Origin of the sequence: Aureimonas pseudogalii, from assembly GCF_014196835.1 — a bacterium.
Lineage (GTDB): Bacteria > Pseudomonadota > Alphaproteobacteria > Rhizobiales > Rhizobiaceae > Aureimonas > Aureimonas pseudogalii.
The window spans coordinates 283,700-304,363 of record NZ_JACIEK010000002.1; the positions used below are offsets into that span (position 1 = coordinate 283,700).

The 20,664-nt window shown below is 68.9% G+C and carries 23 protein-coding genes; 9 read left to right on the forward strand and 14 right to left on the reverse strand.

Annotated features, from left to right (window positions below):
• Positions 1 to 87: 87 nt before the first annotated feature.
• From ahcY to GGR04_RS07895, 7 genes are all read right to left on the reverse strand, one after another.
• A complete protein-coding gene (ahcY, locus tag GGR04_RS07865) occupies positions 88 to 1,488 on the reverse strand; it encodes an adenosylhomocysteinase (RefSeq protein ID WP_183199289.1) in 1,401 nt (466 codons plus the stop codon).
• A 266-nt stretch (positions 1,489 to 1,754) separates the two neighbouring features.
• Positions 1,755 to 2,075 carry an HPr family phosphocarrier protein gene (locus GGR04_RS07870; protein WP_183199290.1) on the reverse strand — a complete coding sequence of 107 codons (321 nt, stop codon included), beginning with the start codon at positions 2,073 to 2,075 and terminating at the stop codon, positions 1,755 to 1,757.
• A gap of 72 nt (positions 2,076 to 2,147) precedes the next feature.
• A complete protein-coding gene (locus tag GGR04_RS07875) occupies positions 2,148 to 2,549 on the reverse strand; it encodes a PTS sugar transporter subunit IIA (protein ID WP_183199291.1) in 402 nt (133 codons plus the stop codon).
• A 209-nt stretch (positions 2,550 to 2,758) separates the two neighbouring features.
• Positions 2,759 to 3,217, reverse strand: a complete 459-nt coding sequence (locus GGR04_RS07880; protein WP_183199292.1) for an HPr kinase/phosphorylase — start codon at positions 3,215 to 3,217, stop codon at positions 2,759 to 2,761.
• The gene (locus GGR04_RS07885; protein WP_183199293.1) at positions 3,214 to 5,022 is read right to left on the reverse strand and encodes a sensor histidine kinase; all 1,809 of its coding nucleotides are present in this window, start codon (positions 5,020 to 5,022) and stop codon (positions 3,214 to 3,216) included. The genes GGR04_RS07880 and GGR04_RS07885 overlap by 4 nt, the downstream gene beginning before the upstream one ends.
• Positions 5,023 to 5,093: 71 nt before the next feature.
• The gene (locus GGR04_RS07890) at positions 5,094 to 5,795 is read right to left on the reverse strand and encodes a response regulator transcription factor (RefSeq protein WP_183199294.1); all 702 of its coding nucleotides are present in this window, start codon (positions 5,793 to 5,795) and stop codon (positions 5,094 to 5,096) included.
• 303 nt (positions 5,796 to 6,098) lie between these two features.
• Positions 6,099 to 6,578 (reverse strand): pyridoxamine 5'-phosphate oxidase family protein, encoded by a 480-nt coding sequence (locus GGR04_RS07895; RefSeq protein ID WP_183199295.1) that lies wholly within the window; start codon positions 6,576 to 6,578, stop codon positions 6,099 to 6,101.
• A gap of 360 nt (positions 6,579 to 6,938) precedes the next feature.
• On the opposite strand from GGR04_RS07895, the gene GGR04_RS07900 reads away from it, so the two are divergent.
• The 6 genes from GGR04_RS07900 to GGR04_RS07925 all read left to right on the forward strand — a co-directional run bounded on the left by GGR04_RS07900 (position 6,939) and on the right by GGR04_RS07925 (position 11,569).
• Positions 6,939 to 8,549 carry a phosphoenolpyruvate carboxykinase gene (locus tag GGR04_RS07900; RefSeq protein ID WP_183199296.1) on the forward strand — a complete coding sequence of 537 codons (1,611 nt, stop codon included), beginning with the start codon at positions 6,939 to 6,941 and terminating at the stop codon, positions 8,547 to 8,549.
• A 165-nt stretch (positions 8,550 to 8,714) separates the two neighbouring features.
• Positions 8,715 to 9,158 (forward strand): alternative ribosome rescue aminoacyl-tRNA hydrolase ArfB, encoded by a 444-nt coding sequence (gene arfB, locus GGR04_RS07905; RefSeq protein WP_183199297.1) that lies wholly within the window; start codon positions 8,715 to 8,717, stop codon positions 9,156 to 9,158.
• A gap of 275 nt (positions 9,159 to 9,433) precedes the next feature.
• Complete coding sequence (locus GGR04_RS07910) at positions 9,434 to 9,997, forward strand: fasciclin domain-containing protein (protein ID WP_183199298.1); 564 nt, start codon at positions 9,434 to 9,436, stop codon at positions 9,995 to 9,997.
• A 182-nt stretch (positions 9,998 to 10,179) separates the two neighbouring features.
• Positions 10,180 to 10,662 (forward strand): peptide-methionine (R)-S-oxide reductase MsrB, encoded by a 483-nt coding sequence (gene msrB, locus GGR04_RS07915; protein ID WP_183199299.1) that lies wholly within the window; start codon positions 10,180 to 10,182, stop codon positions 10,660 to 10,662.
• A gap of 161 nt (positions 10,663 to 10,823) precedes the next feature.
• Entirely contained in the window at positions 10,824 to 11,255 is a 432-nt protein-coding gene (locus GGR04_RS07920) for an Hsp20 family protein (protein WP_183199300.1), read from the forward strand.
• 44 nt (positions 11,256 to 11,299) lie between these two features.
• A complete protein-coding gene (locus GGR04_RS07925) occupies positions 11,300 to 11,569 on the forward strand; it encodes a BQ00720 family protein (RefSeq protein ID WP_246392926.1) in 270 nt (89 codons plus the stop codon).
• A gap of 200 nt (positions 11,570 to 11,769) precedes the next feature.
• Here GGR04_RS07925 and ptsN read toward each other — a convergent pair whose 3' ends face one another.
• The 6 genes from ptsN to GGR04_RS07955 form a co-directional block, all read right to left on the reverse strand.
• A complete protein-coding gene (ptsN, locus tag GGR04_RS07930; RefSeq protein ID WP_183199301.1) occupies positions 11,770 to 12,228 on the reverse strand; it encodes a PTS IIA-like nitrogen regulatory protein PtsN in 459 nt (152 codons plus the stop codon).
• A gap of 148 nt (positions 12,229 to 12,376) precedes the next feature.
• Entirely contained in the window at positions 12,377 to 12,952 is a 576-nt protein-coding gene (gene hpf, locus GGR04_RS07935; protein ID WP_183199302.1) for a ribosome hibernation-promoting factor, HPF/YfiA family, read from the reverse strand.
• A gap of 234 nt (positions 12,953 to 13,186) precedes the next feature.
• Positions 13,187 to 14,734 (reverse strand): RNA polymerase factor sigma-54, encoded by a 1,548-nt coding sequence (gene rpoN, locus GGR04_RS07940; protein WP_183199303.1) that lies wholly within the window; start codon positions 14,732 to 14,734, stop codon positions 13,187 to 13,189.
• Positions 14,735 to 15,024: 290 nt separating this feature from the next.
• Positions 15,025 to 15,786: an LPS export ABC transporter ATP-binding protein gene (lptB, locus tag GGR04_RS07945; RefSeq protein ID WP_183199406.1), complete on the reverse strand. Its 762-nt coding sequence runs from the start codon at positions 15,784 to 15,786 to the stop codon at positions 15,025 to 15,027.
• A gap of 367 nt (positions 15,787 to 16,153) precedes the next feature.
• On the reverse strand, positions 16,154 to 16,825 hold the full coding sequence (locus tag GGR04_RS07950; RefSeq protein ID WP_183199304.1) for an LptA/OstA family protein: 672 nt from the start codon (positions 16,823 to 16,825) through the stop codon (positions 16,154 to 16,156).
• Positions 16,822 to 17,580: an LPS export ABC transporter periplasmic protein LptC gene (locus GGR04_RS07955; RefSeq protein WP_183199305.1), complete on the reverse strand. Its 759-nt coding sequence runs from the start codon at positions 17,578 to 17,580 to the stop codon at positions 16,822 to 16,824. Before GGR04_RS07955 ends, GGR04_RS07950 begins: the two co-directional genes overlap by 4 nt.
• A gap of 229 nt (positions 17,581 to 17,809) precedes the next feature.
• Between GGR04_RS07955 and sppA the strand changes: the two genes are divergently transcribed.
• From sppA to GGR04_RS07970, 3 genes are all read left to right on the forward strand, one after another.
• Positions 17,810 to 18,772, forward strand: a complete 963-nt coding sequence (gene sppA / locus GGR04_RS07960) for a signal peptide peptidase SppA (protein ID WP_183199306.1) — start codon at positions 17,810 to 17,812, stop codon at positions 18,770 to 18,772.
• Positions 18,773 to 18,879: 107 nt separating this feature from the next.
• Positions 18,880 to 19,164, forward strand: a complete 285-nt coding sequence (locus GGR04_RS07965; RefSeq protein ID WP_183199307.1) for an integration host factor subunit beta — start codon at positions 18,880 to 18,882, stop codon at positions 19,162 to 19,164.
• Between the two features lie 347 nt (positions 19,165 to 19,511).
• Positions 19,512 to 19,925, forward strand: a complete 414-nt coding sequence (locus tag GGR04_RS07970; RefSeq protein ID WP_183199308.1) for a lipopolysaccharide assembly protein LapA domain-containing protein — start codon at positions 19,512 to 19,514, stop codon at positions 19,923 to 19,925.
• Between the two features lie 197 nt (positions 19,926 to 20,122).
• Here GGR04_RS07970 and GGR04_RS07975 read toward each other — a convergent pair whose 3' ends face one another.
• Entirely contained in the window at positions 20,123 to 20,587 is a 465-nt protein-coding gene (locus GGR04_RS07975; protein WP_183199309.1) for an SRPBCC family protein, read from the reverse strand.
• Between the last annotated feature and the right edge of the window lie 77 nt (positions 20,588 to 20,664).

Below are 20,664 nucleotides of genomic sequence, written 5' to 3' on the forward strand. Positions count from 1 at the left end.
GGCTTGCCACCGGCGCTCGGTCTGATTCGCGGCGGGAGGCAGTAAGGCCGCCTACCGGCACAATCTTCGGTGAGGGTCGCTCAAGCCTCAGTAGCGATAGCGCTCGGGCTTGAACGGGCCCTGCGGGGTCACGCCGATATAGGCGGCTTGGCTCTCGGAGAGCGTCGAGAGCTTGGCGCCGAGCTTGTCGAGATGCAGGCGCGCCACCTTCTCGTCGAGATGCTTGGGCAGCACGTAGACCTCGTTGGCGTACTGCTCGCCCTTGGTGAAGAGCTCGATCTGCGCCAGCGTCTGGTTGGTGAACGAGGCCGACATCACGAAGGACGGGTGGCCGGTGGCGTTGCCGAGATTAAGGAGGCGCCCTTCCGAGAGCAGCAGCATGCGCTTGCCGTCGGGGAAGGTGATCATGTCGACCTGCGGCTTGATGTTGGTCCACTTGAGGTTCTTCAAGCCCGCGACCTGGATCTCGTTGTCGAAGTGGCCGATGTTGCCGACGATGCACATGTCCTTGACGGTGCGCATCGTGTCGAGCGTCACGACGTCCTTGTTGCCGGTGGTGGTGATGATGATGTCGGCAGTGGGTGCGGCGTCCTCGAGGGTCACGACCTCGAACCCGTCCATCGCCGCCTGCAGCGCGCAGATCGGATCGACCTCCGTCACCTTGACGCGGGCGCCGGCGCCGACGAGCGATGCCGCCGAGCCCTTGCCGACGTCGCCGTAGCCGCAGACCACCGCGACCTTGCCGGCCATCATCACGTCGGTGGCGCGGCGGATGCCGTCGACCAGCGATTCCTTGCAGCCGTACTTGTTGTCGAACTTCGACTTGGTGACGCTGTCGTTGACGTTGATCGCGGGGAAGGGCAGCAGGCCCTTGGTCTGCAACTGGTAGAGCCGGTTGACGCCCGTGGTCGTCTCCTCGGTGACGCCCTTGATGGCGTCGCGCTGGCGGGCGAAGAAGCCGGGGCTGGCGGCCATGCGCTTCTGGATCTGCGCGAAGAGGATCTCCTCTTCCTCGGAGCCAGGGTTCGAGAGCACGTCCTCGCCCGCTTCCGCGCGGGCGCCGAGCAGGATGTACATCGTGGCGTCGCCGCCGTCGTCGAGGATCATGTTCGAGGGCTGGCCGTCCGGCCACTGGAAGATGCGGTCGCTGTAGTCCCAGTATTCCTCCAGCGTCTCGCCCTTCACGGCGAAGACGGGGGTGCCGGTGGCGGCGATGGCGGCTGCCGCATGGTCCTGCGTCGAGAAGATGTTGCAGGAGGCCCAGCGCACCTCGGCGCCCAGCGCCTGCAGCGTCTCGATGAGGACCGCGGTCTGGATGGTCATGTGGAGCGAGCCGGTGATGCGCGCGCCCGTCAGCGGCTTGTCGGCGCCGAACTCCTCGCGGCAGGCCATCAGTCCCGGCATCTCCGTCTCGGCGATGTCGAGCTCCTTGCGGCCCCAATCGGCGAGGGCGATGTCGCGGACGATGTAGTCTTGGGTGGCGGCCATGCGGCGGTCTCCTTGGGCGAGGGGCCGGGCGGGGCGTCGATCGCACGAGAAGACCGGCCGGGATGGCCTCTCCTAGCAGAGAGGCACCCGGAAGGATATAAGGGAATGCTTATGTGGTTATCCCCCGTGAAATCGCGAGCGATTTCGCGTCCCACCCGCCAACGCCGAACCAGACTCCCCCGAGAAATCGCTCTTGCGATTTTGCGCCTCCGCCAAATGCCGAACCGGAACCACCCGCACGATCGCCTGCGCGGCCGTCCCGGCCTTCAGCAGTCCTCGCCGAACCGATCCGCCACGAGCGCGGAGATCGCCGTCATCGCAGCCTCGGCGTCCTCGCCCTCGGCCTCGACCTCGATCGTCGAGCCTTGCCCGGCGGCGAGCATCATGAGGCCCATGATCGACTGGCCGCCGACGCTCATGCCGTCGCGCGTGATCGTCAGCTCGCTCGCGAAGCTCTCGGCGAGCTGCACGAACTTGGCGGAGGCGCGGGCGTGCAGACCCTTGCGGTTGACGATGGTGAGGGTCCGGTGGATCGAAGAGCTCACGGAAGCCTCGACTGGGAAGGAGCGGGCGGGGGAGGAGGTCATGAAGGAATGGATCCGGATGGATGGGGCCGGTGTCCGCCGGGCTGCCGCCGCGTGATCATGCGAAGGGAGCGCCTATTTGCCGGCGAGAATGCGGCTGGCGACGGCGATGTACTTGCGGCCGGCCTCCTGCGCCTGCACGAGCGCCTGCTCCATCGGCCGTTCGCCGCGCACGCTGGCGAGCTTGATGAGCATCGGCAGGTTGACGCCGGCGAGAACGTCCACCGTTCCCTCGTCCATCACCGAGATCGCGAGGTTGGAGGGGGTGCCGCCGAACATGTCGGTGAGGATGATGACGCCCTTGCCGCGATCGGCGTCGCGCACGGCCTGGACGATGTCGAGGCGGCGCTGTTCCATGTCGTCGTCGGCGCCGATGCAGATCGTCTCGAAGGCTTCCTGCGGCCCCACGACATGCTCGACGGCCAGCTTGAACTCACGCGCGAGCTGGCCGTGTGTTACCAGCACCAGTCCAATCATTCGTCGTCCACTCCGGAATCGCCGCTCTCGTGGGCAGTCGATTGTGCGCCTGCTGCCATGACGCCGCAAGGCGGCGGGAGACACAGGCGGCGAGAATTCTTCCAAAAGGCGGCGGACCGGGCGTTGCCGGAGGGCAACACGCTTTCGTGATATCTGCGGAACGCGAAGATAGCCTGCCTTTTTGTGCGCCGCACCTGCCCGCATCGCGGTCATCGGCGCCCGAGTGGCCCGTCTTCGGCCTCCAGCACGGTGAGAACGACGTCGGCGCCGAAGGCGGGGTCGCGTGCCGGCAGGAGAATGCGCACCACCGGCTGGCTCGCAATGACCGCGAACGAGGGCTCGGGCAGGCGTACGAGAGGAGCGCGCTCGCCGAGATCCACCACGAGATCGAGCGGCGCTCGCGCCGCATGGGGCACGGTGAGAATGCCGACGCCGCGGATCTCGATGAGGCCGGCGGTGGCGGCGAAGGGCGAGAGCCAGACGCGGCCTCCTTCTGCCTCGACGGCGACCTGATCGTCGGCGACGAGCCGCGCGGGATCGCCGGGGTTGCCGCCACGGCGCAGCAGCGAGAGCGCCAGCGAGGACTTGCCGCTGCCCGAGGGCCCGCGGATGAGGATGCCGCGACCGCCGACGAGGAGGGCGGTGGCGTGGAGGTTGGGCGGGCTCAATCCTCGGCCGGCAGCGAGACGGTGAAGCGCGCGCCGGCGAAACCCTCCGCACCGGCGGGCGCAGCTAAGTTCTCGGCCTCGATCTCGCCGCCATGCGCCTCGACGATCTGGCGCGAGATCGACAGGCCGAGCCCGGAATTCTGTCCGAAGGCCTCGGCGCCCGGTCGGTCGGTGTAGAAGCGCTCGAAGATCCGGTCGATCTTCTCGGCCTGGATGCCCGGCCCGTTGTCCTCGAGGGTGACGACGACCCGCCGGCCCTGGCGGCGCAGGCGCACGGTGATGCGTCCGCCCTGGTCCGGCACGAAGGACCGGGCGTTGTCGATGAGGTTGGTGAAGACCTGGCTGAGGCGCAGGTCGTGGCCCGAGACGCGGTAGCTCTTGCCCGGGCCGGGCGGGGCGGTCTCCAGCACGATGGCGGTGTCGCGCCCGGGCTTCAGATGGGCGCGCGCGCCGTCCACCACCGAGCCGACGAGGCCGGCGAGGTCGATGCGCCCCGAAACCTCGCGGGCGAGCTCGGCATCGAGGCGCGAGGCGTCGGAGATGTCGGTGATCAGCCGGTCGAGCCGGCGCACGTCGTGCTGGATGATGGCCAGAAGCCGCTCGCGCGACTGCTCGTTGCGCGCCAGCGGCAGCGTCTCGACGGCCGAACGCAGCGAGGTTAGCGGGTTCTTCAGCTCGTGGGAGACGTCGGCGGCGAAGCTCTCGATCGCGTCCATGCGGGCGTAGAGCGCGTTGGTCATGTCGCGGATCGCGGAGGCGAGATTACCGACCTCGTCGGCCCGGTCGCCGAAATCGGGGATCTCCTCGCGCGCCTTGACCCCGCGCCGCACGCGGATGGCAGCGGCCGCGAGGCGGCGCAGGGGCGTCGCGATGGTGGAGGCGAGGAGGATCGAGAGCACCACGGTGACGAGCGCGGCCACCGCGAAGGTGCGCACGATCGCCATACGCTCGGCCTGCACGATCTTGTCGATGTCGCCGCCCTGCGTCGACAGGAGGAGCACGCCGAGCACGGCGCGGAAGCGCTGGATCGGCACGGCGACGGAGACGATCAGCTCGCCATTCTCGGTGGAGCGCACCACCGTGGCGGGGCCCCCGGTCAGCGCGCTCATCACCTCCGGATAGGTGACGCCCGAGCCGCCCGGCGTCTCTCGGTAGACCGGCAGGCCGCCATGGCCGAAGAGATGGGCGGCTTGGCGCCCGATCCAGGCGGCGACGCCCTCGCCCTCCTCCTCCACCGGCGGCAGGTTGTAGCGCAGGATCTGGCCGCGCGAGTAGAGGTGCCGCGAATCGAGGATGAGGTTGGCGTCGCGGTCGTAGAGCCGGGCACGGGTGCGCGTCGGCGAGATCAGCCGCCGCAGCAGCGGGGCGACGCGCTCGGGATTGATCGGGAAGTCGAGGCTCTCGGAGGTTTCGGCATTGGGCTGCAGCGTGGCACCCGCCTGCATCTCGAGCAGGCGCTCGGGGTCGAGCGTGATCGAATTGGTCTCGACGGTGGCCGAGGAGGCGATGGCGCTGGCGATGATCTCGCCCTGCGTCAGCAGGCTCTCGACGCGCGCGTCGATCAGCCCGGCGCGGAACTGGTTGAGATAGAGGATACCGGAGACGAGGACGATCAGCGCGACGAGATTGAGGAAGACGATGCGCCGCGTCAGCGAGGAGAAGATGGAATGGCCGAGCACCCAGCGCAGGCGAAACAGCGAGCGCCGGACGAAGGGCACGCGACGCCAGCGCGCCCGCGCGCTGCGGCGCGGCGCGGCGGGGCCGGCCGCGAGCGTGTCGCCGGAGGAGGGGTCGGTGGAAACCAAGGTCCCGTCGCGGCCTTTCGTCGGGTCGTCGTCCGTCGGGTTTTCGTTCGCCCGGTCTGGCGGGGCTGGGGTCAGATCTCGCGGAACCGGTAGCCGACGCCGTAGAGGGTCTCGATCATGTCGAAGTCGTCGTCGATCGCCTTGAACTTCTTGCGCAGGCGCTTGATGTGGCTGTCGATCGTGCGGTCGTCGACGTAGACCTGCTCGTCATAGGCCGCGTCCATCAGCGCGTCGCGGCTCTTCACGACGCCCGGACGCTGCGCCAGCGAGTGGAGGATGAGGAACTCGGTGACGGTGAGCGTCACCGGCTGGCCCATCCAGGTGCAGGTGTGGCGCTCCTGGTCCATCACCAGCTGGCCGCGCTCGAGCGAGGACTCGGGCGCCGGCCCGGTCTTGGCGCCGGCCTCGCGCGGGGCGCCGCGGCGCAGGATGGCGCGCACGCGCTCCACCAGCAGGCGCTGCGAGAAGGGCTTCCGGATGTAGTCGTCGGCGCCCATCTTCAGGCCGAAGAGCTCGTCGATCTCCTCGTCCTTGGAGGTGAGGAAGATCACCGGCAGGTCGGACTTCTGGCGCAGGCGGCGCAGCAGCTCCATTCCGTCCATGCGCGGCATCTTGATGTCGAAGATCGCCAGATGCGGGGGGCGCGCCGACAGGCCTTCGAGCGCCGAGGCGCCGTCGGTGTAGGTCTCGACCCGGTAGCCCTCGTTCTCGAGCGCGATCGAGACCGACGTCAGAATGTTCCTGTCGTCGTCCACCAGCGCAATCGTCGGCATGCCTTCACTCCATGTTCCCGCCGCACCGGCCGGGCGGGGGATGGTTCCGCCGCGCCGCGCCGACGCGCGATCCGCATCGATGGCGACGCGTCCGGCGCCCCGCCAAGACGGCGGAGCGAGGAGAACGCGTCATCCGAGAATGCTTTCCCGGGAGAATGTGGCATTTCGCACGCATTTGCAAAGATTTTGCCGGAAGCGTGTGAAAACCTTTGCTTTTTCACGCGAAAGCCGGGCGCGAGAAGCGAACGAGACCGGCTCGCTCGCCGTCTGCCGGCTCTCGGGGGGGGGGGCACGTCAGCCGAATCAGAGCTGAACCTTGACGTGTTCCGAGACGTCGGGCTGCGGCTTGTCGCCGAGATAGGCCTTGGCGAACTCCCAGGCCTGCGTGACCTTGTTGGCCTTCACGTCCCAGATCTCGGCCTGCGAGGGGTCGATCACGAAGACGCCCACGCCTTCACCGTCCTTGCCCTGCGGCATCCAGGCCTCGATCTCGGCGTCCCAGATCTCGTCGATGCGGGCGCGGTCCTGCGTCACGCTCGCCGTTCCCGACACCGCGACGTAGGATCCGTGCTTGGTGAAGGTGCAGGCGACCTGATCGTCGCCCTCGACCTCGCCGACCTTGTGCGAGCGGATGTCGGTGACGAAGAGGATCTGGCCGCGCTCGCGCGAGATGCGCGGCGCCATCGGCCGGGCGCGCAGCTTGGTGCCGTCGCGCGTCGTCACCATGCAGGTGTCGAACTCGGCGATCATCTCCCAGAACGTCTCGGTGGAGCCTTGCGTCATCGTCTGTCCCTTCCCGTCGGAGCGGCGCTCGGCAAGCGCCGGTGTCGGCGGCCCGCCCGCCCTTCAGGCTTCCCAACGCGCGGGCGCCCGAAAGGTGCCTGCCGGCATCGCGGGAGAGACGCAACGTCCCCGCCCGAGCCCGGACTGTGAGACGAATGAGAAATATTTTCACGCCGCAGCCGGCTCGCAAATGCGTCCTGAACCGATTTAGTCGGAAGATGACCTCTTCTAAACCGATTAAACACCTGAAAAGGCTTAAGAATTAAGCATCATGACGAGTTGCCGCACCGCCCTGTCGCATACTATGCATGGCGCCGAGAAGCCGAGCTGCTTCCTGCCCATCCACGAGGGGATTTCGACATGGAACAGACGGGACTGCGCAACGCCGCATGCGGCATCGAGACGACGGGCCTGCGCGATCTCGCGTCGCTGCGCTGGAACCTCGGCGAGGCCGAACTCGTCGAGACCGCGATCCGGCGCGGCGAAGGGCGGCTGACGGCGCATGGCGCCCTGGTGGTGACCACCGGTCAGCACACCGGCCGCTCGCCGCGCGACAAGTTCGTGGTGCGCGACGCCGCCACCGAAGACCGGATCTGGTGGGACAACAACAAGCCGATGGCCCCCGACGCCTTCGAGCGTCTCTACGACGACTTCAAGGCCCATGCGGCGGGCCGCGATCTCTTCGTGCAGGACCTCGTGGGCGGCGCCGATGCCGACAACGCTCTGAAGGCCCGCGTCGTCACCGAGTTCGCCTGGCACTCCCTCTTCATTCGTAACCTCTTGATCCGCCCGAGCGAGGCCGAGCTCGAAGGCTTCGTGCCCGATCTCACGATCATCGACCTGCCCTCGTTCAAGGCCGATCCCGAGCGCCACGGCTGCCGCTCCGAGACGGTGATCGCCTGCGACTTCACGCGCGGCATCGTGCTCATCGGCGGCACGACCTATGCCGGCGAGATGAAGAAGTCGGTGTTCACGGTGCTCAACGACCGGCTGCCCTCGCGCGGCGTCATGCCCATGCACTGCTCGGCCAATATCGGCGCGGACGGCGACACCGCCGTGTTCTTCGGCCTGTCGGGCACCGGCAAGACGACGCTCTCGGCCGATCCGAACCGCACGCTGATCGGCGACGACGAGCACGGCTGGGGCGAGGACGGCGTCTTCAACTTCGAGGGCGGCTGCTACGCCAAGACGATCCGCCTCTCGGCCGAGGCGGAGCCGGAGATCTTCGCGACCACCCGCATGTTCGGCACGGTGCTGGAGAACGTCATCCTCGACGAGAAGCGCGTGCCGGACTTCGATGACGGCCGTCTGACGGAGAACACCCGCGCCGCCTATCCGCTGCACTTCATTCCCAACGCCAGCGCCACGGGTCTCGGCCAGCACCCGAAGAACATCATCATGCTGACGGCCGACGCCTTCGGCGTGATGCCGCCGATCGCCAAGCTCACCCCGGCCGAGGCGATGTACCACTTCCTTTCGGGCTACACCGCCAAGGTGGCGGGCACCGAGAAGGGCGTGACCGAGCCCGAGGCGACCTTCTCCACCTGCTTCGGCGCGCCCTTCATGCCGCGCCACCCCTCGGAATACGGCAATCTCCTGCGCGACCTCATCGCGCGGCACGAGGTCGACTGCTGGCTGGTCTCCACCGGCTGGACGGGCGGCGCCTACGGCACGGGAAAGCGCATGCCGATCAAGGCGACGCGGGCGCTTCTCGCCGCCGCGCTCGACGGCTCGCTGAAGGCGGCGGAGTTCCGCACCGACCCGCATTTCGGCTTCCAGGTTCCGGTGGCCGTGCCCGGCGTCGACGCGGCGATCCTCGACCCCCGCTCGACCTGGGCCGATGGGGCCGCTTACGACGCGCAGGCCCGCAAGCTCGCCGGCATGTTCCGCGCCAATTTCGAGAAGTTCGAGGCGCATGTCGACGAGAGTGTGCTGGGCGCCTCGCCGACGTTGGCGCTCGCCGCCGAGTAGCGCCGGCCCAAGTTGCTCTGGGAGGAGCGAAGGCCTGCGGCCCCTCGGGGTTGCGGGCCTTTTCGTTTTGTGGCTCACCTTCGCCCCGGCGCGAGAGACCCGGCGTTCGGCCCCCGCATCGGGCGGGAGGGCGCAAGGCCGACGGTTCGAGAAGGTCCGGCCGACATGGACAGATATGGTTCCGAGAAAGGGCTCTTCGTCAGTTCGCGCGTGCGCATTCCCGACGACGAGCTGGAGGAGGCCTTCATCCGCTCGGCCGGGCCGGGCGGGCAGAACGTCAACAAGGTGGCGACGGCCGTGCAACTGCGCTTTCGCGCGAGCGCCTCCAGCGTCCTCTCCGACGACGTCAAGACACGCCTCCTGAAGCTCGCGGGCTCGAGGGCGACGAAGGAGGGCGAGATCCTGCTGGAGGCCTCGCGCCACCGCACGCAGGAGCGCAACCGCCAGGACGCCCGCGACCGGCTGGTGGCGCTGGTGCGCGAGGCGCTGGTTCCGCCGCCGCCGCCGCGGCGCAAGACGCGGCCGACGCGCGGCTCGGTGGAGCGCCGCCTCGACGCCAAGAAGGGCCGCTCCGACACCAAGCGCATGCGAGGCCGCGTCGACGACTGAGCGAACGCGAGGCGTCGCGCTACCCGCGTCCGGTCTGCGTCCGTCTGCCGCAGCATCCGGTCTGCGCCCGATCTCGCGCTTCGAGGCCGCGAAAAACATCTGCCGAAATCAGACGCTTAGCCAGCCACCTAACGTTCGCATCGATCGTTGCTTCGAAGCGAATGCCGCTATCACTGGGGCGTGATCACAAAAGTCTGCACCTTTTTCGAGCGCTCGCCCGTATCTCGTGCACCTTTCGATCTTCCGGAAGGCGAACCTTTCCAAAGGAACGCTCCATGATCCAGTCCTTCATTCGCAACGCCGCCATCGCCACCGTCCTCGCCGGTTCGATCTCCGGTGCCGCCTTCGCCCAGACCGCCGCGTCGGTCGAAGTCGGCGGTGCGCCGATGTACGCGAACAAGACGATCGCCGAGAACGCGCCGAACGCCTCCAACCTCACCACGCTGGTGGCGGCCGTGAAGGCGGCCGGTCTCGTGGAGACCCTCGGCGGCAAGGGCCCGTTCACGGTCTTCGCGCCGACCAACGCGGCCTTCGAGAAGCTGCCCGCCGGCACGGTGGACACGCTGGTGAAGCCCGAGAACAAGGCGATGCTGACGAAGATCCTGACCTATCACGTGGTCCCAGCCAAGGCGACGTCGGAAGCCGCGATGAAGATGATCAAGGACGACGGCGGCAAGCACATGGTCAAGACCGTCGAGGGCGAGGAACTGACGCTCGCGATGAAGGGCGACAAGCTCACGGTCACCGACGCCAAGGGCAACGTCGCCACGGTGACCCAGGCCGACGTGCTACAGGCGAACGGCGTCGTGCACGTCATCGACACCGTGCTGATGCCCTGATCCCGGCGACTCTGGCGAAGCGGCGCGAATCTCACGCCGCTTCGCCTTCTTCCGGCGCTTCCGTTCCCCGTCGGGAGCGGGGGCGCCTCGTGCGTTGCGGCTCGTGCTGCGACGGGACGCCTTGCCGGCGGCGGCCTCGCCGGCCATCTCTTCACCTTCGAAACACGTCTTGCGAGGTCGCCATGCGTCGACGCGAATTTCTCGGAGCCGGGGCGCTCGGCCTCGTCGGACTCGGTCTCTGGTCGCGCGCCGGCGCTGCCGCGAGCGGGACCTTCCCCGTTCAGATGAGCGATGCGGACTGGAAGGCCAAGCTCTCGCCCGACGCCTATGCGGTGCTACGCCAGGAGGCGACCGAGCGGCCCTTCTCGAGCCCGCTCAACGACGTGAAGACCGCCGGCACCTTCCACTGCGCGGGCTGCGACAACGCGGTCTATTCGTCGGAGACCAAGTTCGACTCGGGCACGGGCTGGCCGAGCTTCTGGGAGGCGGTGGACGCCAGCGTCGGCACGCACACCGACTATGTGCTGGTCTATCCCCGAACCGAGGTGCACTGCGCCCAGTGCGGCGGTCATCTCGGCCACGTCTTCGACGACGGGCCCAAGCCCACCGGCAAGCGTCACTGCATCAACGGCGTGGCGATGCGCTTCGAGGCCGGGGTGTCCTGAGGCGCTTAGCGGATCATCAAGCTTTCGGGTTCTTGATGGACGGGCCGGGGCGCCGGCATTGAAGGCGGCCCCGGCCCACGCCATATCGCAGGGGAACGCGGAGGGTGCCTCATCGAGGGCCTTTCGCGACGAAAGTCGCTTGTCACGAGGGCTTGGCTGAGATGAACAGGATGGCTCCGTTTTCCAACCCGCTGCTGCTCGGCTTCGACGGCGTCGAGAAGACGCTCGAGAGGATCGGGAAGGGCAGCGACGGATATCCGCCCTACAATATCGAACGGCTGGCCCCCGGCGAGGCCGGCGAGCGCGGCGGAGCGATCCGCATCACGCTCGCGGTGGCCGGCTTCCGGCCGGAGGATCTGGAGATCACCACCGAGGAGAACCAGCTGACCATCCGGGGCTCGCAAAGCGACCGGGCGGATCGCGAGTTTCTCCATCGCGGGATCGCCGCCCGCCAGTTCCAGAAGAGCTTCCTCTTTGCCGACGGAATGCGAATTCTCGGGGCGCAGCTGAAGAACGGGCTTCTGATGGTGGACCTCGCCAAGCCCCAGCCCGAGCGCGTGGTGAAAAAGATCGAGATCGCCGTCGAGGATTGAACTCCACGCCGCCTTCTCCCGTTTGCCTTTCAAGGAGACGATTGATGACCCAGTTTCAGTCTACGACGTGCATGCCTTCCGCAGTTTCCGAAGGCGATCTGGCGGCGATCGGCGAAGGCCATCTGGCCTATCTGCGCCGTATGTCGTCCGACGACATCCGTGCGCGCTTCCCCTCCGCCCAATCGATCCGCCCCGGTATCAAGCTCTGGGCGCTGTTCTCGGCCGATGGCACACCGCTCGCGGTGTCCGATGATCGCGGCTCGATCCTGGCGAGCGCGACCGAAAACGAGCTTCTGACCGTCAGCCTGCACTGACGGCGATCCCCGATGAATTCACCGGCCGCGCCGGCTTCGGATTGAACCCCGGAGCCGGCGTCGTCATGTCAGGAGTCGGTTCGGCGAAAAGCGGTTCACCGGAGCGATTCCAGCTGTTTGTTTGCTGTATTTTTCGGATGTGAACGCCGATTTGGCTTTCCCTGGAAATGCTCTCGGTTCGGCCGTGGCCGCGCGACCTTTCAGGCCGCGGCCGGATCCTGCGTCATCAGATAGTGAAGCGCCGCAGCGTCGCGTGAAGCGCGCAGCTCGCGCACCGTCTGGGGGTGGCGGAGCATGCGCGCGATCTTCGACAGTGCCTTCAGGTGGTCGGCGCCCGCCCCTTCCGGGGCGATCAGCAGGAACACGAGATCCACCGGCTGGTCGTCCAGCGCCTCGAAGTCTACCGGCTTGATCAGGCGGCCGAAGACGCCGCGAATGCGCGGCAGCGTGGCGAGCTTGCCGTGGGGAATGCCGATGCCGTTGCCGATGCCGGTGGAGCCCAGCCGCTCGCGCGCCAGTACCGTCTCGAAGATCTCCCGCGCCTCGAGGCCGGTGAGAAGGGCGGCCCGCTCGCTGAGATCCTGCAGAACCTGCTTCTTGGAATGCGAGCGAAGGCCGGGAAGGATGGCGTCTTCGGCGATGAGGTCGGAGAGATGCAACTTCGGTCTGCCCTTCGCCTGACGCCGTCGCGCCGACACCCGTCGGTGGATCGACCCCGGCCCGCCGGCGGTCGCCCGCCGGGGTCGGTACGCGTGGGACGGGTAGCGGCCGCTCTGGCCACCACCCGTCCGATGGGTGCGCCGGGTATCAGACCTTGGCGCGCAATGTCGAGGGGTCGATCCAGCCGATGTTCCCGTCCGGCCGGCGATAGACGATGTTCACCTCGTCGGTCATGCCGTTCTTGAACACCACCACCGGGCTGTCGCGCCGGTCGAGTTCCATCACGGCGTTGGCGACGCTCATCGTGCCCACGATCAGCGAGGTCTCGGCGATCACGGCGGGCGCGAAGTCCTCGGCGACCTCCTCGTCCTCGTCGGGAACCGAGGAGATCACGGTGTAGGCGACCTCGCGCGAGGTGTTGGCGGCGGCCTTGTGGTCCTTCAGCCGGCGCTTGTAGCGGCGAAGGCGCTTTTCGATCTTCTCCATCGCTTCGATGAAGCTGGACTCGGGATCGTGGGATTCACCGGCGGCCTGGAAATACACGCCGCTGTCGAGATGCAGCGTGCAGTCGGTGGCGTATCGCGACGCCTCTCGCGACACCACGACGGACCCGGTGAACTTGCCGTCGAAATACTTTCCGACCTGCTCGTCCAGGCGCTCCTCGATGCGGGTGCGAAAGGCCTCGCCGACGTCCATGTGTCGGCCCGTAACACGAAGTCCCATGCGATTCTCCTTCCAATCAGCCGGCGACCGTCCTCCACGGGGAACGAGATCGAAGACGGGCGCTCCCTCTTTCGAAGGCTTCCCGCCGCCTTTCGTTCCAGGCGCCGGCACGCCGGCCATTCGAGACCAATTCTGGAGCGGGCGATAGAGCGAACCGGGCGGGAGGCGACGAATTTCGCGCCGGTGCGCCGGTGGGAAGCCAAGCGGGCGGGCCGGGCGGGCACCCGGTTTCGCTCAGCCGGCGAGACGCCGAGCGTTCATCTCGCGGCGGCGCTGCACCGAGGAGGGCAGGCCGAGCGCCTCGCGATATTTGGCCACCGTGCGGCGCGCGAGGTCGATGCCCTCGCCCTTCAGGGCGGCGGCGATGTCGTCGTCGGAGAGCACGGCGCCGGGCCCTTCCGCACCGATCAGCCGGGCGATGCGCAGTTTCACGCTCTCGGCCGAATGGGCCTCGCCGCCATCGCTGGCGGCGATCGCCACGGTGAAGAAGAACTTCATCTCCACCGTGCCCCGGGGGGTCGCCATGAACTTGTTGGCGGTGACGCGGCTGACGGTGGATTCGTGCAGGCCGACGGCCTCCGCGACGTCCATCAGCGTCATCGGCTTGAGGCCGGACACGCCTTCGTGAAGGAAGCCGTCCTGGCGGCGCACGATCTCGGTGGCGACCTTCAGGATGGTGCGGGCGCGCTGATCGAGCGAGCGCGCCAGCCAAGTGGCGTTCTGCTGGCAGCGGCTGACGAAGGCGCGCTCGTCGGCGGTGGGCTCGCCGGCCAGCACGGTCTGCACGTAGCGCTGGTCGACGAGGAGACGGGGAAAGGCGGCGGCGTTGAGGTCGACCTGCCAGCCCGCCCCGTTCGCCATCGCCCGCACCACGACGTCCGGCAGCACGGCCTCGGTCCGCCCGAGCCCGGCGCCGATCCCAAGGCCTGCGCCGGGGCGCGGATCGAGCGTGCGGATCTCGCGCAGGATGTCGAGAAGCCCGGCCTCGTCCTCGCCGGTGAGCCGGGCGAGCGCGGCGAAGTCGCGCCGGGCGAGCAGCGGCAGATGCGCCAGCACCGCGGCGATCACCGGATCGAACCGGCCGCGGCGGCGCAGCTGGATCGCAAGGCATTCGGCGAGGTCGCGCGCGAAGAGCCCGGCGGGCTCCGCCGCCGCCTGCAGCCGCGCCAGCATCGCCTCGGCGGCCGCGCGCGGCAGGGCGAGGCGCTCGGCGCGCTCCGCCCAGTCTGCCGGGCAGTAGCCGGCCTCGTCGAGATCGGCGAACACCCATTCGGCGATCCGCCGCTCGCGTGCGTCGGCGATGATGTCGGCGATCTCCGTTACGGCGTGAGCGGAGCGTGAGGCTGGCGCCTCGGCAAGGCCTTCCAGGCGATCGTCGAAGCCGCTTTCGCCGGCGCCTGCTCCCCCGCGCACCAGCTCGCGTGGTGCGGCCAGGAACGCCTCGCCGTCGTCGGGATGCGGCAGGGCACCGGAATGGGTGGCATCGGTGAAGGCTTGCGCGCCGCCGTCCTCGCCCGTCACCGCGCCGGGCGGCGCCTCCGCGGCCCAGACCGGCGGCGCGTCGCCGTCCGTGCCGGTCGAAGCGTCGCCGAACGGCGCCTCGCCCGAAGGGTCGAGGCCGGGCGCGGCGAGCTCGATCAGCGGATTGGCCTCCGCCTCGCGTTCGAGGAAGGCCTGAAGCTCGACATGGTGGAACTGAAGCAGGCGGATCGACTGAAGCAGCTGCGGCGTCATCACCAGAGACTGGCTCTGGCGGACCTGGAGACCGACCGACAGGTTCATGATCCGTCCTGCCTCCCTCCGGGCGTGGTTGCGCCGGTAGGGACCGACGCGCCGGCAGTGCCGGCTCAGGCACAGGAGACTGGTCCCGAACTTGCTTGTCAAGCGAGGCATGACTCACGCGCGGGCACGCTGCGCGATCACGAAGCAGCAGCGGGCGCGAAAGGGGGGACCGCAACGCAAGCGGCGCGACCGGGAACCGATCCGGCGAACGGGTTCACCGCATCCACTCCAGGTCTCTGTTGGCCGCATCGTCCCGCATGAAAGCCGACGTGGCTTTCACGCAAAAGGCTCTAGTAGGTGAACTGCTCGCCGAGATAAATGCGGCGCACGTCGGCGTCCTTCACGATGTCCTGCGGGCGGCCATGCGTCAGCACCGCGCCGGCATGCATGATGTAGGCGCGGTCGATGAGGCCGAGCGTCTCGCGCACGTTGTGGTCGGTGATGAGCACGCCGATGCCGCGCCGCGTGAGGTGGCGGACCAGCTCCTGGATGTCGGCGACGGCGATCGGATCGACACCGGCGAAGGGCTCGTCGAGCAGCATGAAGGTGGGACGCGAGGCGAGCGCGCGGGCGATTTCGCAGCGCCGCCGCTCGCCGCCCGAGAGCGCCGTGGAGGGCTGCTTGCGCAGATGCGCGATGCGGAACTCCTCGAGCAGCGCGGTGAGCTGGCGCTCGCGCTCGGGCTTGCTCGGCTCCACCATCTCGAGCACGGCGCGGATGTTGTCCTCCACCGAGAGACCGCGGAAGATCGAGGCCTCCTGCGGCAGGTAGCCGATGCCGAGCCGGGCGCGGCGATACATCGGCACGGCCGTGATGTCGTGGCCGTCGAGCTCGATGCGCCCGCCATCCACCGGCACGAGGCCGGTGATCATGTAGAAGCAGGTCGTCTTGCCCGCGCCGTTCGGCCCGAGCAGGCCCACCGCCTCGCCGCGCCGCACCGCCACGTCGACGCTGTCGACGACGCGCCGGCCGCGATAGGTCTTGGTGATGCCGCGCGCCACCAGCGTGCCGGCGGACGGGTGGCTCTCGGCGGGCGTGCGCCCCGTCTCGATGCCGGGAAGGCCGGAGCGCGGGTCGAGGTCGCGGGCGTCCGGCGCTGCCGGATCGGACTCCCACCGGGCCTCCGGGCGCCCCTCTGCTGCGGGACGGGCGGCGGGAAACCCGTCGGCGGCGGTGATGTCGGAGGGTCGGGTCAACGCGGCGTCCTCGAAGGGGAAGGATCCCGGCGCCCGGACGGGGCGGGATCACGCGGAAATGTCAGGCCCCGGGCGAGGCAGGCCGGTGTCAGGCCGCCCCTCAAATCGGACTCGCCCGAGATCGGGCCGTGCGGGATCGAACGGCGCCGCGACGGCGTCCGGCCCGCACGGCCGTTCGGGCCGGATCGGACATCGGATCCGGCGGCCCGCCCGGTCGGGAGGCTCAGGGCTGGCCGGCGCCCGGCGTCAGCAGCATGCGCACGCGCCCGCCCGCACCCCCGCCGCCCGAAGCGCCGCCGCAATCCTTGCTCTGCAGGCGGGCGACGCCGGTGTCCATCTTGATGCGCAGCACACAGCCCGTGGCGACGTTCTTGCCCTGGCTCAGCACCACGTCGCCCGAAAGCACCGCGACCTGCGTCGCCATGTCGAAATCGGCGCGGTTGGCGGTGGCCACCTGGTCGGCGGACTTGATCGTCACCTTGCCGGTGGCCTCCAGGCGGCTGATGTCGCTGGAGCCGCCGGGCATGTTGCTGCCGGTGGAGGCGGGCTGGGCCGCTGGGGCGGCGCCGGCGGCCGGCGTCTCGGCCTTGCGCACGTAGTGCACGAGCAGCTTCTCGGCGTTCATCGAGGTCTGGCCCTGACGGACGCTGACGTCGCCCGAGAAGGTGGCGAGCGCCTGCGCGTCGTCGACGTCGAGCTGGTTCGATTCGATGGCGATCGGCTGGTCGCCCTGCACCTGCAGGCCGCCGAAGGAGGAGCCGAGGCCCGGGCTCTGCTGGGCGAGGGCGGGCGAGGCCAGCCCGGCAAGGCCGAGGCCGAGAGCGACGACGAGAGGGACGGCGCGGAGGGGAACGGCCAGAAAGGAAGCGGTAGGGGGCCGAAGGATCGCGATCATGGGGAGGGCTCGCTGGAGAGGGGCTCGGCCCCGGTGGCTTGGGAAGGGGCAGGGGCAGGACTGGAATCGGCGGGGGCGTTCGGCAGCAGCGTCAGCTTCACCCGGTCGCGGAACGACACGGCCTTGCCGCCCTGCGAGACCACGACGTTGCCCGCTTCCAGCCGCTGGCTGGGCGTGGTGATGTCGACCGGGCCGGTACCCGTCATCCGGCCGTCGGCGAGCGACACGTCGGCGCTGGCGAGCGTCAGGCGGATGCCGCTGGAGGTCTCCACGGAGATCTGGTCGAAGAGCCGCAGCGTGTTGGCCTGCGTCTCGTAGCGACCTTTCGTCGCTCTCAGCGTCGCCGTGGTGTTCTCGTCGATCGAGACGTTGGCGTTGACGCCTTCGAGATCGATGCCCGATCCGCCGAGCGCCTGGATGGCGCGGTCGGCGATCATCGAATAGGGCCGCTCGTTGCCGTCGATGCCGGACATGCGCGGGTCCTGCATCACCAGCCGCCCGTCGACGATGCTGGTGGAGGCGAAGGCGACGTCGGCCGGCAGCGTGCGCGCCAGCCAAGTGGCGAGGAGCGCGCCGGCGACGATGAGCGTGGCGAGCGTCGGCAGGCCGACCTTGAGCCAGCGCACGGTTCGGCTGTGCCGGTCGGCCCGCTGGAACTCGCGTTCGGAGCGCTGCGACAGCGGCGCGTCGCCGACGCGGATCGTCTGCGTGTTGTCGCTGCGCGCGCGGTTCCTCTGGTCGTTGCTGCCGTCCAAGTTTTGTCCTGTTTCCTCGAATGGGTCGCGGCGCGAAAAGGGCGGCGGTCGTGCGGGGCGCGCTGCCTGTCGTCCCCCGCGACGCTCCCTTCTAGCGTATATGGGGTTTTTACATGGTTAAGCGACGGTTCGCCGGTCGTAGCCCCGCCTTGTGAAGCGATGGCGGCCATCGTATCGCTCCGGCCGCGGGCGAGGCAACGCCCCGCGAGGCGGGAACGGAAGCGACGACATGGACGCGCAGGGCATCATCGATCGTCGTCGGCTTCGCCGCAAGCTGGGGTTCTGGCGCCTTGCGGCCGTGCTCGCCCTCGGCCTCGCCGCCCTGGCTGCCGCCGCGGCCTCCGGCTGGCGGCCGGGTGCCGGGGGCGTCGGGGATCGCATCGCGCGCGTCGAGATCAGCGGCCTCATCACCGAGGACGAGGACATGCTCGACCTCCTCGAAGACCTGAAGGACGACCGGAGCGTGCGCGCCGTGATCGTCAAGGTCGATTCGCCCGGCGGCACCACCGTGGGCGGCGAGACGCTGTTCCATGCCGTGCGCGCGCTCGCCGAGGTGAAGCCCGTGGCGGCCGAGGTCGGCACGCTCGCGGCCTCGGCCGGCTACATGGTGGCGATGGCGAGCGACCGGATCGTCGCGCATCATTCCTCGATCGTCGGCTCGATCGGCGTCATCTTCCAGTATGTCGACGCCTCCGTGCTGCTCGGGCGCATCGGCGTCGACGTGAACGCCGTGAAGTCGGCGCCGCTGAAGGCCGAGCCTTCGCCCTTCGCGCCCGCCGCGCCCGGCGCGCGCGAGATGATCGGCCGCCTCGTCGACAATTCCTTCGCCTGGTTCGTGCGCCTCGTGGGCGAGCGCCGCGCCATGAGCGAGGCTGAGGTGCGCACGCTCGCCGACGGTTCGGTGTTCACGGGCGAGCAGGGCCTCGCCAACCGCCTCGTCGATGCGCTCGGCGGCGAGGCCGAGCTGCGCCGCTGGTTCGAGGAGGAGCGCGGCGTGCCGCGCGGCCTCGAGATCGTCGAGCGCGAGCCGAAGTCCGACGATGGGCGCTTCGGCTTCCTCACCGGCGCACGCGCCGCGCTTTACGAGATGGCCGGGCTCGACCCGAAGGCCGGGGATCTCGGGCAGGCGCTGTCGCGGGCCGCCGGTCACCTTGACGGGATGGTGTCGCTCTGGCAGCCTCCGGCCCGCTGAGTTGTATCCCGAGTGGTCTGCAACCTGTTGATTTATCGATAGGTTTGTCGCAAGGTCGAAGCCCGGCGCCGATCTGTCCCACGCCGCCGGAGGCTCGAGGAAACGCCGTGATCAAGTCCGAACTCGTCCAGATCATCGCCAGTCGCAACCCCCATCTCTACCAGCGCGACGTCGAGACGATCGTCAACGCGATCTTCGACGAGATCACGCAGGCTTTGTGCGATGGAAACCGCGTCGAGCTGCGCGGCTTCGGCGCCTTCTCCATCAAGAACCGGCCGCCGCGCGCCGGGCGCAACCCGCGCACCGGCGAATCGGTGGCGGTGGAGGAGAAGTGGGTGCCCTTCTTCAAGACCGGCAAGGAACTGCGCGAGCGGCTGAACGAGGACGCCTGAGCGCGGCCGACTGACGGCGGGTCGAGCGAGAATACCGGCCGTGGGGCGGCCCTGCTCGTACCCATCGGCCACGACACGGCGGGTGCCCATGGTTGCCCCCCGGTGGTTCGATCGCCGCCTCTGCCGGAAGGCCGGGCGTGACACCGGTTCTGTGGCCGACAGATCTGCCGCGATGTCGGCCCGGCTGGCTCCCGCACGCTCCGCTCGGCTCGTTGCCCGCTCGATCGACGTCCCCGCGATTGACGCCGCCCCCGATTGACGCCGAACGTTTGGCCGTTATGTCTCACCCGACGATCCGGCGCGGCTGGTTCGTGCGAACAGACCACGCTTGCGGGAACCCAACGCCGATGATCTCGAAGATCGTGTCCTTCATCGTCCTGGTGCCGCTGGCGATTCTGCTCGTGGTCTTCTGCGTCGCCAATCGCGAGGACATCAGCGTCTCGCTCGATCCCATCGGCACGTTGCCGCAGCTGGCCTTCCAGGCGCCGCTCTTCGTGCTGCTCATCGGATCGCTGATCGCTGGCCTGCTGCTCGGGGGCCTCGGCACCTGGATGACGCAGAGCCACTACCGCGCCAAGTCGGCCCGCCGCCGGCGCGAGGTCGAGAACCTGCGCCACGAGGTCGAACTCTCCAACGAGCGCCTGCGTCGCCTGCGCGAGGAGCGCGATCGCGAGGACGTGGCGAAGCAGGCGGCCTTGGCGAACGCGATGACGCCTGCCTCGACGTCTCGCGCGCTCACCGGACCCGGCGTCGCCGCCTGAGGCGAGACGCTGTCGCGCGACAGACGCGAAAGCATCGAGATATCAACGCAAGTCCCATGGACTACGGCAGCGAAGCGACGCCGTAGTGCCGATGGGCGATACCGGGGCAGTCGACTGGCCTGCGCCGTCGATCGGCTCGATCTGACGAGTTCAGGAATGCCGAGAGGGCGCTCCTCGCCGGGTGATTCGGCTTAGCGTCAGCCCACCGTCACCGCGTCATCGCCGGCCACGCAGCGTGCCGCGAAGCAATCGAAGAACTGCGTCGCCAGCTTCTTGGCGCTGGAATCCACCAGCCGTCCGCCGAGCTGGGCGATCTTGCCGCCGACCTGCGCCTTGACGACGTAGGTGAGCACGGTGTCCGTGCCGTCCTCCACGAGGCGCACGTCCGCGCCGCCCGAGGCGAATCCCGCGATGCCGCCCTTGCCCTCGCCGGTGATCGAATAGCTTTCGGGGGCGACGATGTTTTCGAGCCGCACCTCGCCCGCGAAGGTCGCCTTCACCGGCCCGACCTTGGCCACCACGGTGGCCGCCATCCGGTTCTCGCCCGTGATCTCCAGCGACTGGCAGCCGGGAATGCAGGCCTTGAGCACCTCCGGGTCGTTGAGCAGCGTCCAGACCGTCTCGCGGGGGGCGGGGATGCGGTGTTCGCCTTGCAGATCCATCGTCGGTCTCTCCCGGACTTCGCCGCCGGCTTCGAACGGCCGGCTGCCGGGAGATTGGCGCTGCAAGCCGCCTTTCA

Excerpts from the sequence above, each read along its gene's own strand:
- ahcY (WP_183199289.1), bottom strand. The coding sequence starts at position 1,488 with ATGGCCGCCACCCAAGACTACATCGTCCGCGACATCGCCCTCGCCGAT.
- GGR04_RS07870 (WP_183199290.1), bottom strand. The coding sequence starts at position 2,075 with ATGACCTCCTCCCCCGCCCGCTCCTTCCCAGTCGAGGCTTCCGTGAGC.
- GGR04_RS07875 (WP_183199291.1), bottom strand. The coding sequence starts at position 2,549 with ATGATTGGACTGGTGCTGGTAACACACGGCCAGCTCGCGCGTGAGTTC.
- GGR04_RS07890 (WP_183199294.1), bottom strand. The coding sequence starts at position 5,795 with ATGCCGACGATTGCGCTGGTGGACGACGACAGGAACATTCTGACGTCG.
- GGR04_RS07895 (WP_183199295.1), bottom strand. The coding sequence starts at position 6,578 with ATGACGCAAGGCTCCACCGAGACGTTCTGGGAGATGATCGCCGAGTTC.
- GGR04_RS07900 (WP_183199296.1), top strand. The coding sequence starts at position 6,939 with ATGGAACAGACGGGACTGCGCAACGCCGCATGCGGCATCGAGACGACG.
- arfB (WP_183199297.1), top strand. The coding sequence starts at position 8,715 with ATGGACAGATATGGTTCCGAGAAAGGGCTCTTCGTCAGTTCGCGCGTG.
- GGR04_RS07910 (WP_183199298.1), top strand. The coding sequence starts at position 9,434 with ATGATCCAGTCCTTCATTCGCAACGCCGCCATCGCCACCGTCCTCGCC.
- msrB (WP_183199299.1), top strand. The coding sequence starts at position 10,180 with ATGCGTCGACGCGAATTTCTCGGAGCCGGGGCGCTCGGCCTCGTCGGA.
- GGR04_RS07920 (WP_183199300.1), top strand. The coding sequence starts at position 10,824 with ATGAACAGGATGGCTCCGTTTTCCAACCCGCTGCTGCTCGGCTTCGAC.
- GGR04_RS07925 (WP_246392926.1), top strand. The coding sequence starts at position 11,300 with ATGACCCAGTTTCAGTCTACGACGTGCATGCCTTCCGCAGTTTCCGAA.
- hpf (WP_183199302.1), bottom strand. The coding sequence starts at position 12,952 with ATGGGACTTCGTGTTACGGGCCGACACATGGACGTCGGCGAGGCCTTT.
- rpoN (WP_183199303.1), bottom strand. The coding sequence starts at position 14,734 with ATGAACCTGTCGGTCGGTCTCCAGGTCCGCCAGAGCCAGTCTCTGGTG.
- GGR04_RS07950 (WP_183199304.1), bottom strand. The coding sequence starts at position 16,825 with ATGATCGCGATCCTTCGGCCCCCTACCGCTTCCTTTCTGGCCGTTCCC.
- sppA (WP_183199306.1), top strand. The coding sequence starts at position 17,810 with ATGGACGCGCAGGGCATCATCGATCGTCGTCGGCTTCGCCGCAAGCTG.
- GGR04_RS07970 (WP_183199308.1), top strand. The coding sequence starts at position 19,512 with ATGATCTCGAAGATCGTGTCCTTCATCGTCCTGGTGCCGCTGGCGATT.
- GGR04_RS07975 (WP_183199309.1), bottom strand. The coding sequence starts at position 20,587 with ATGGATCTGCAAGGCGAACACCGCATCCCCGCCCCCCGCGAGACGGTC.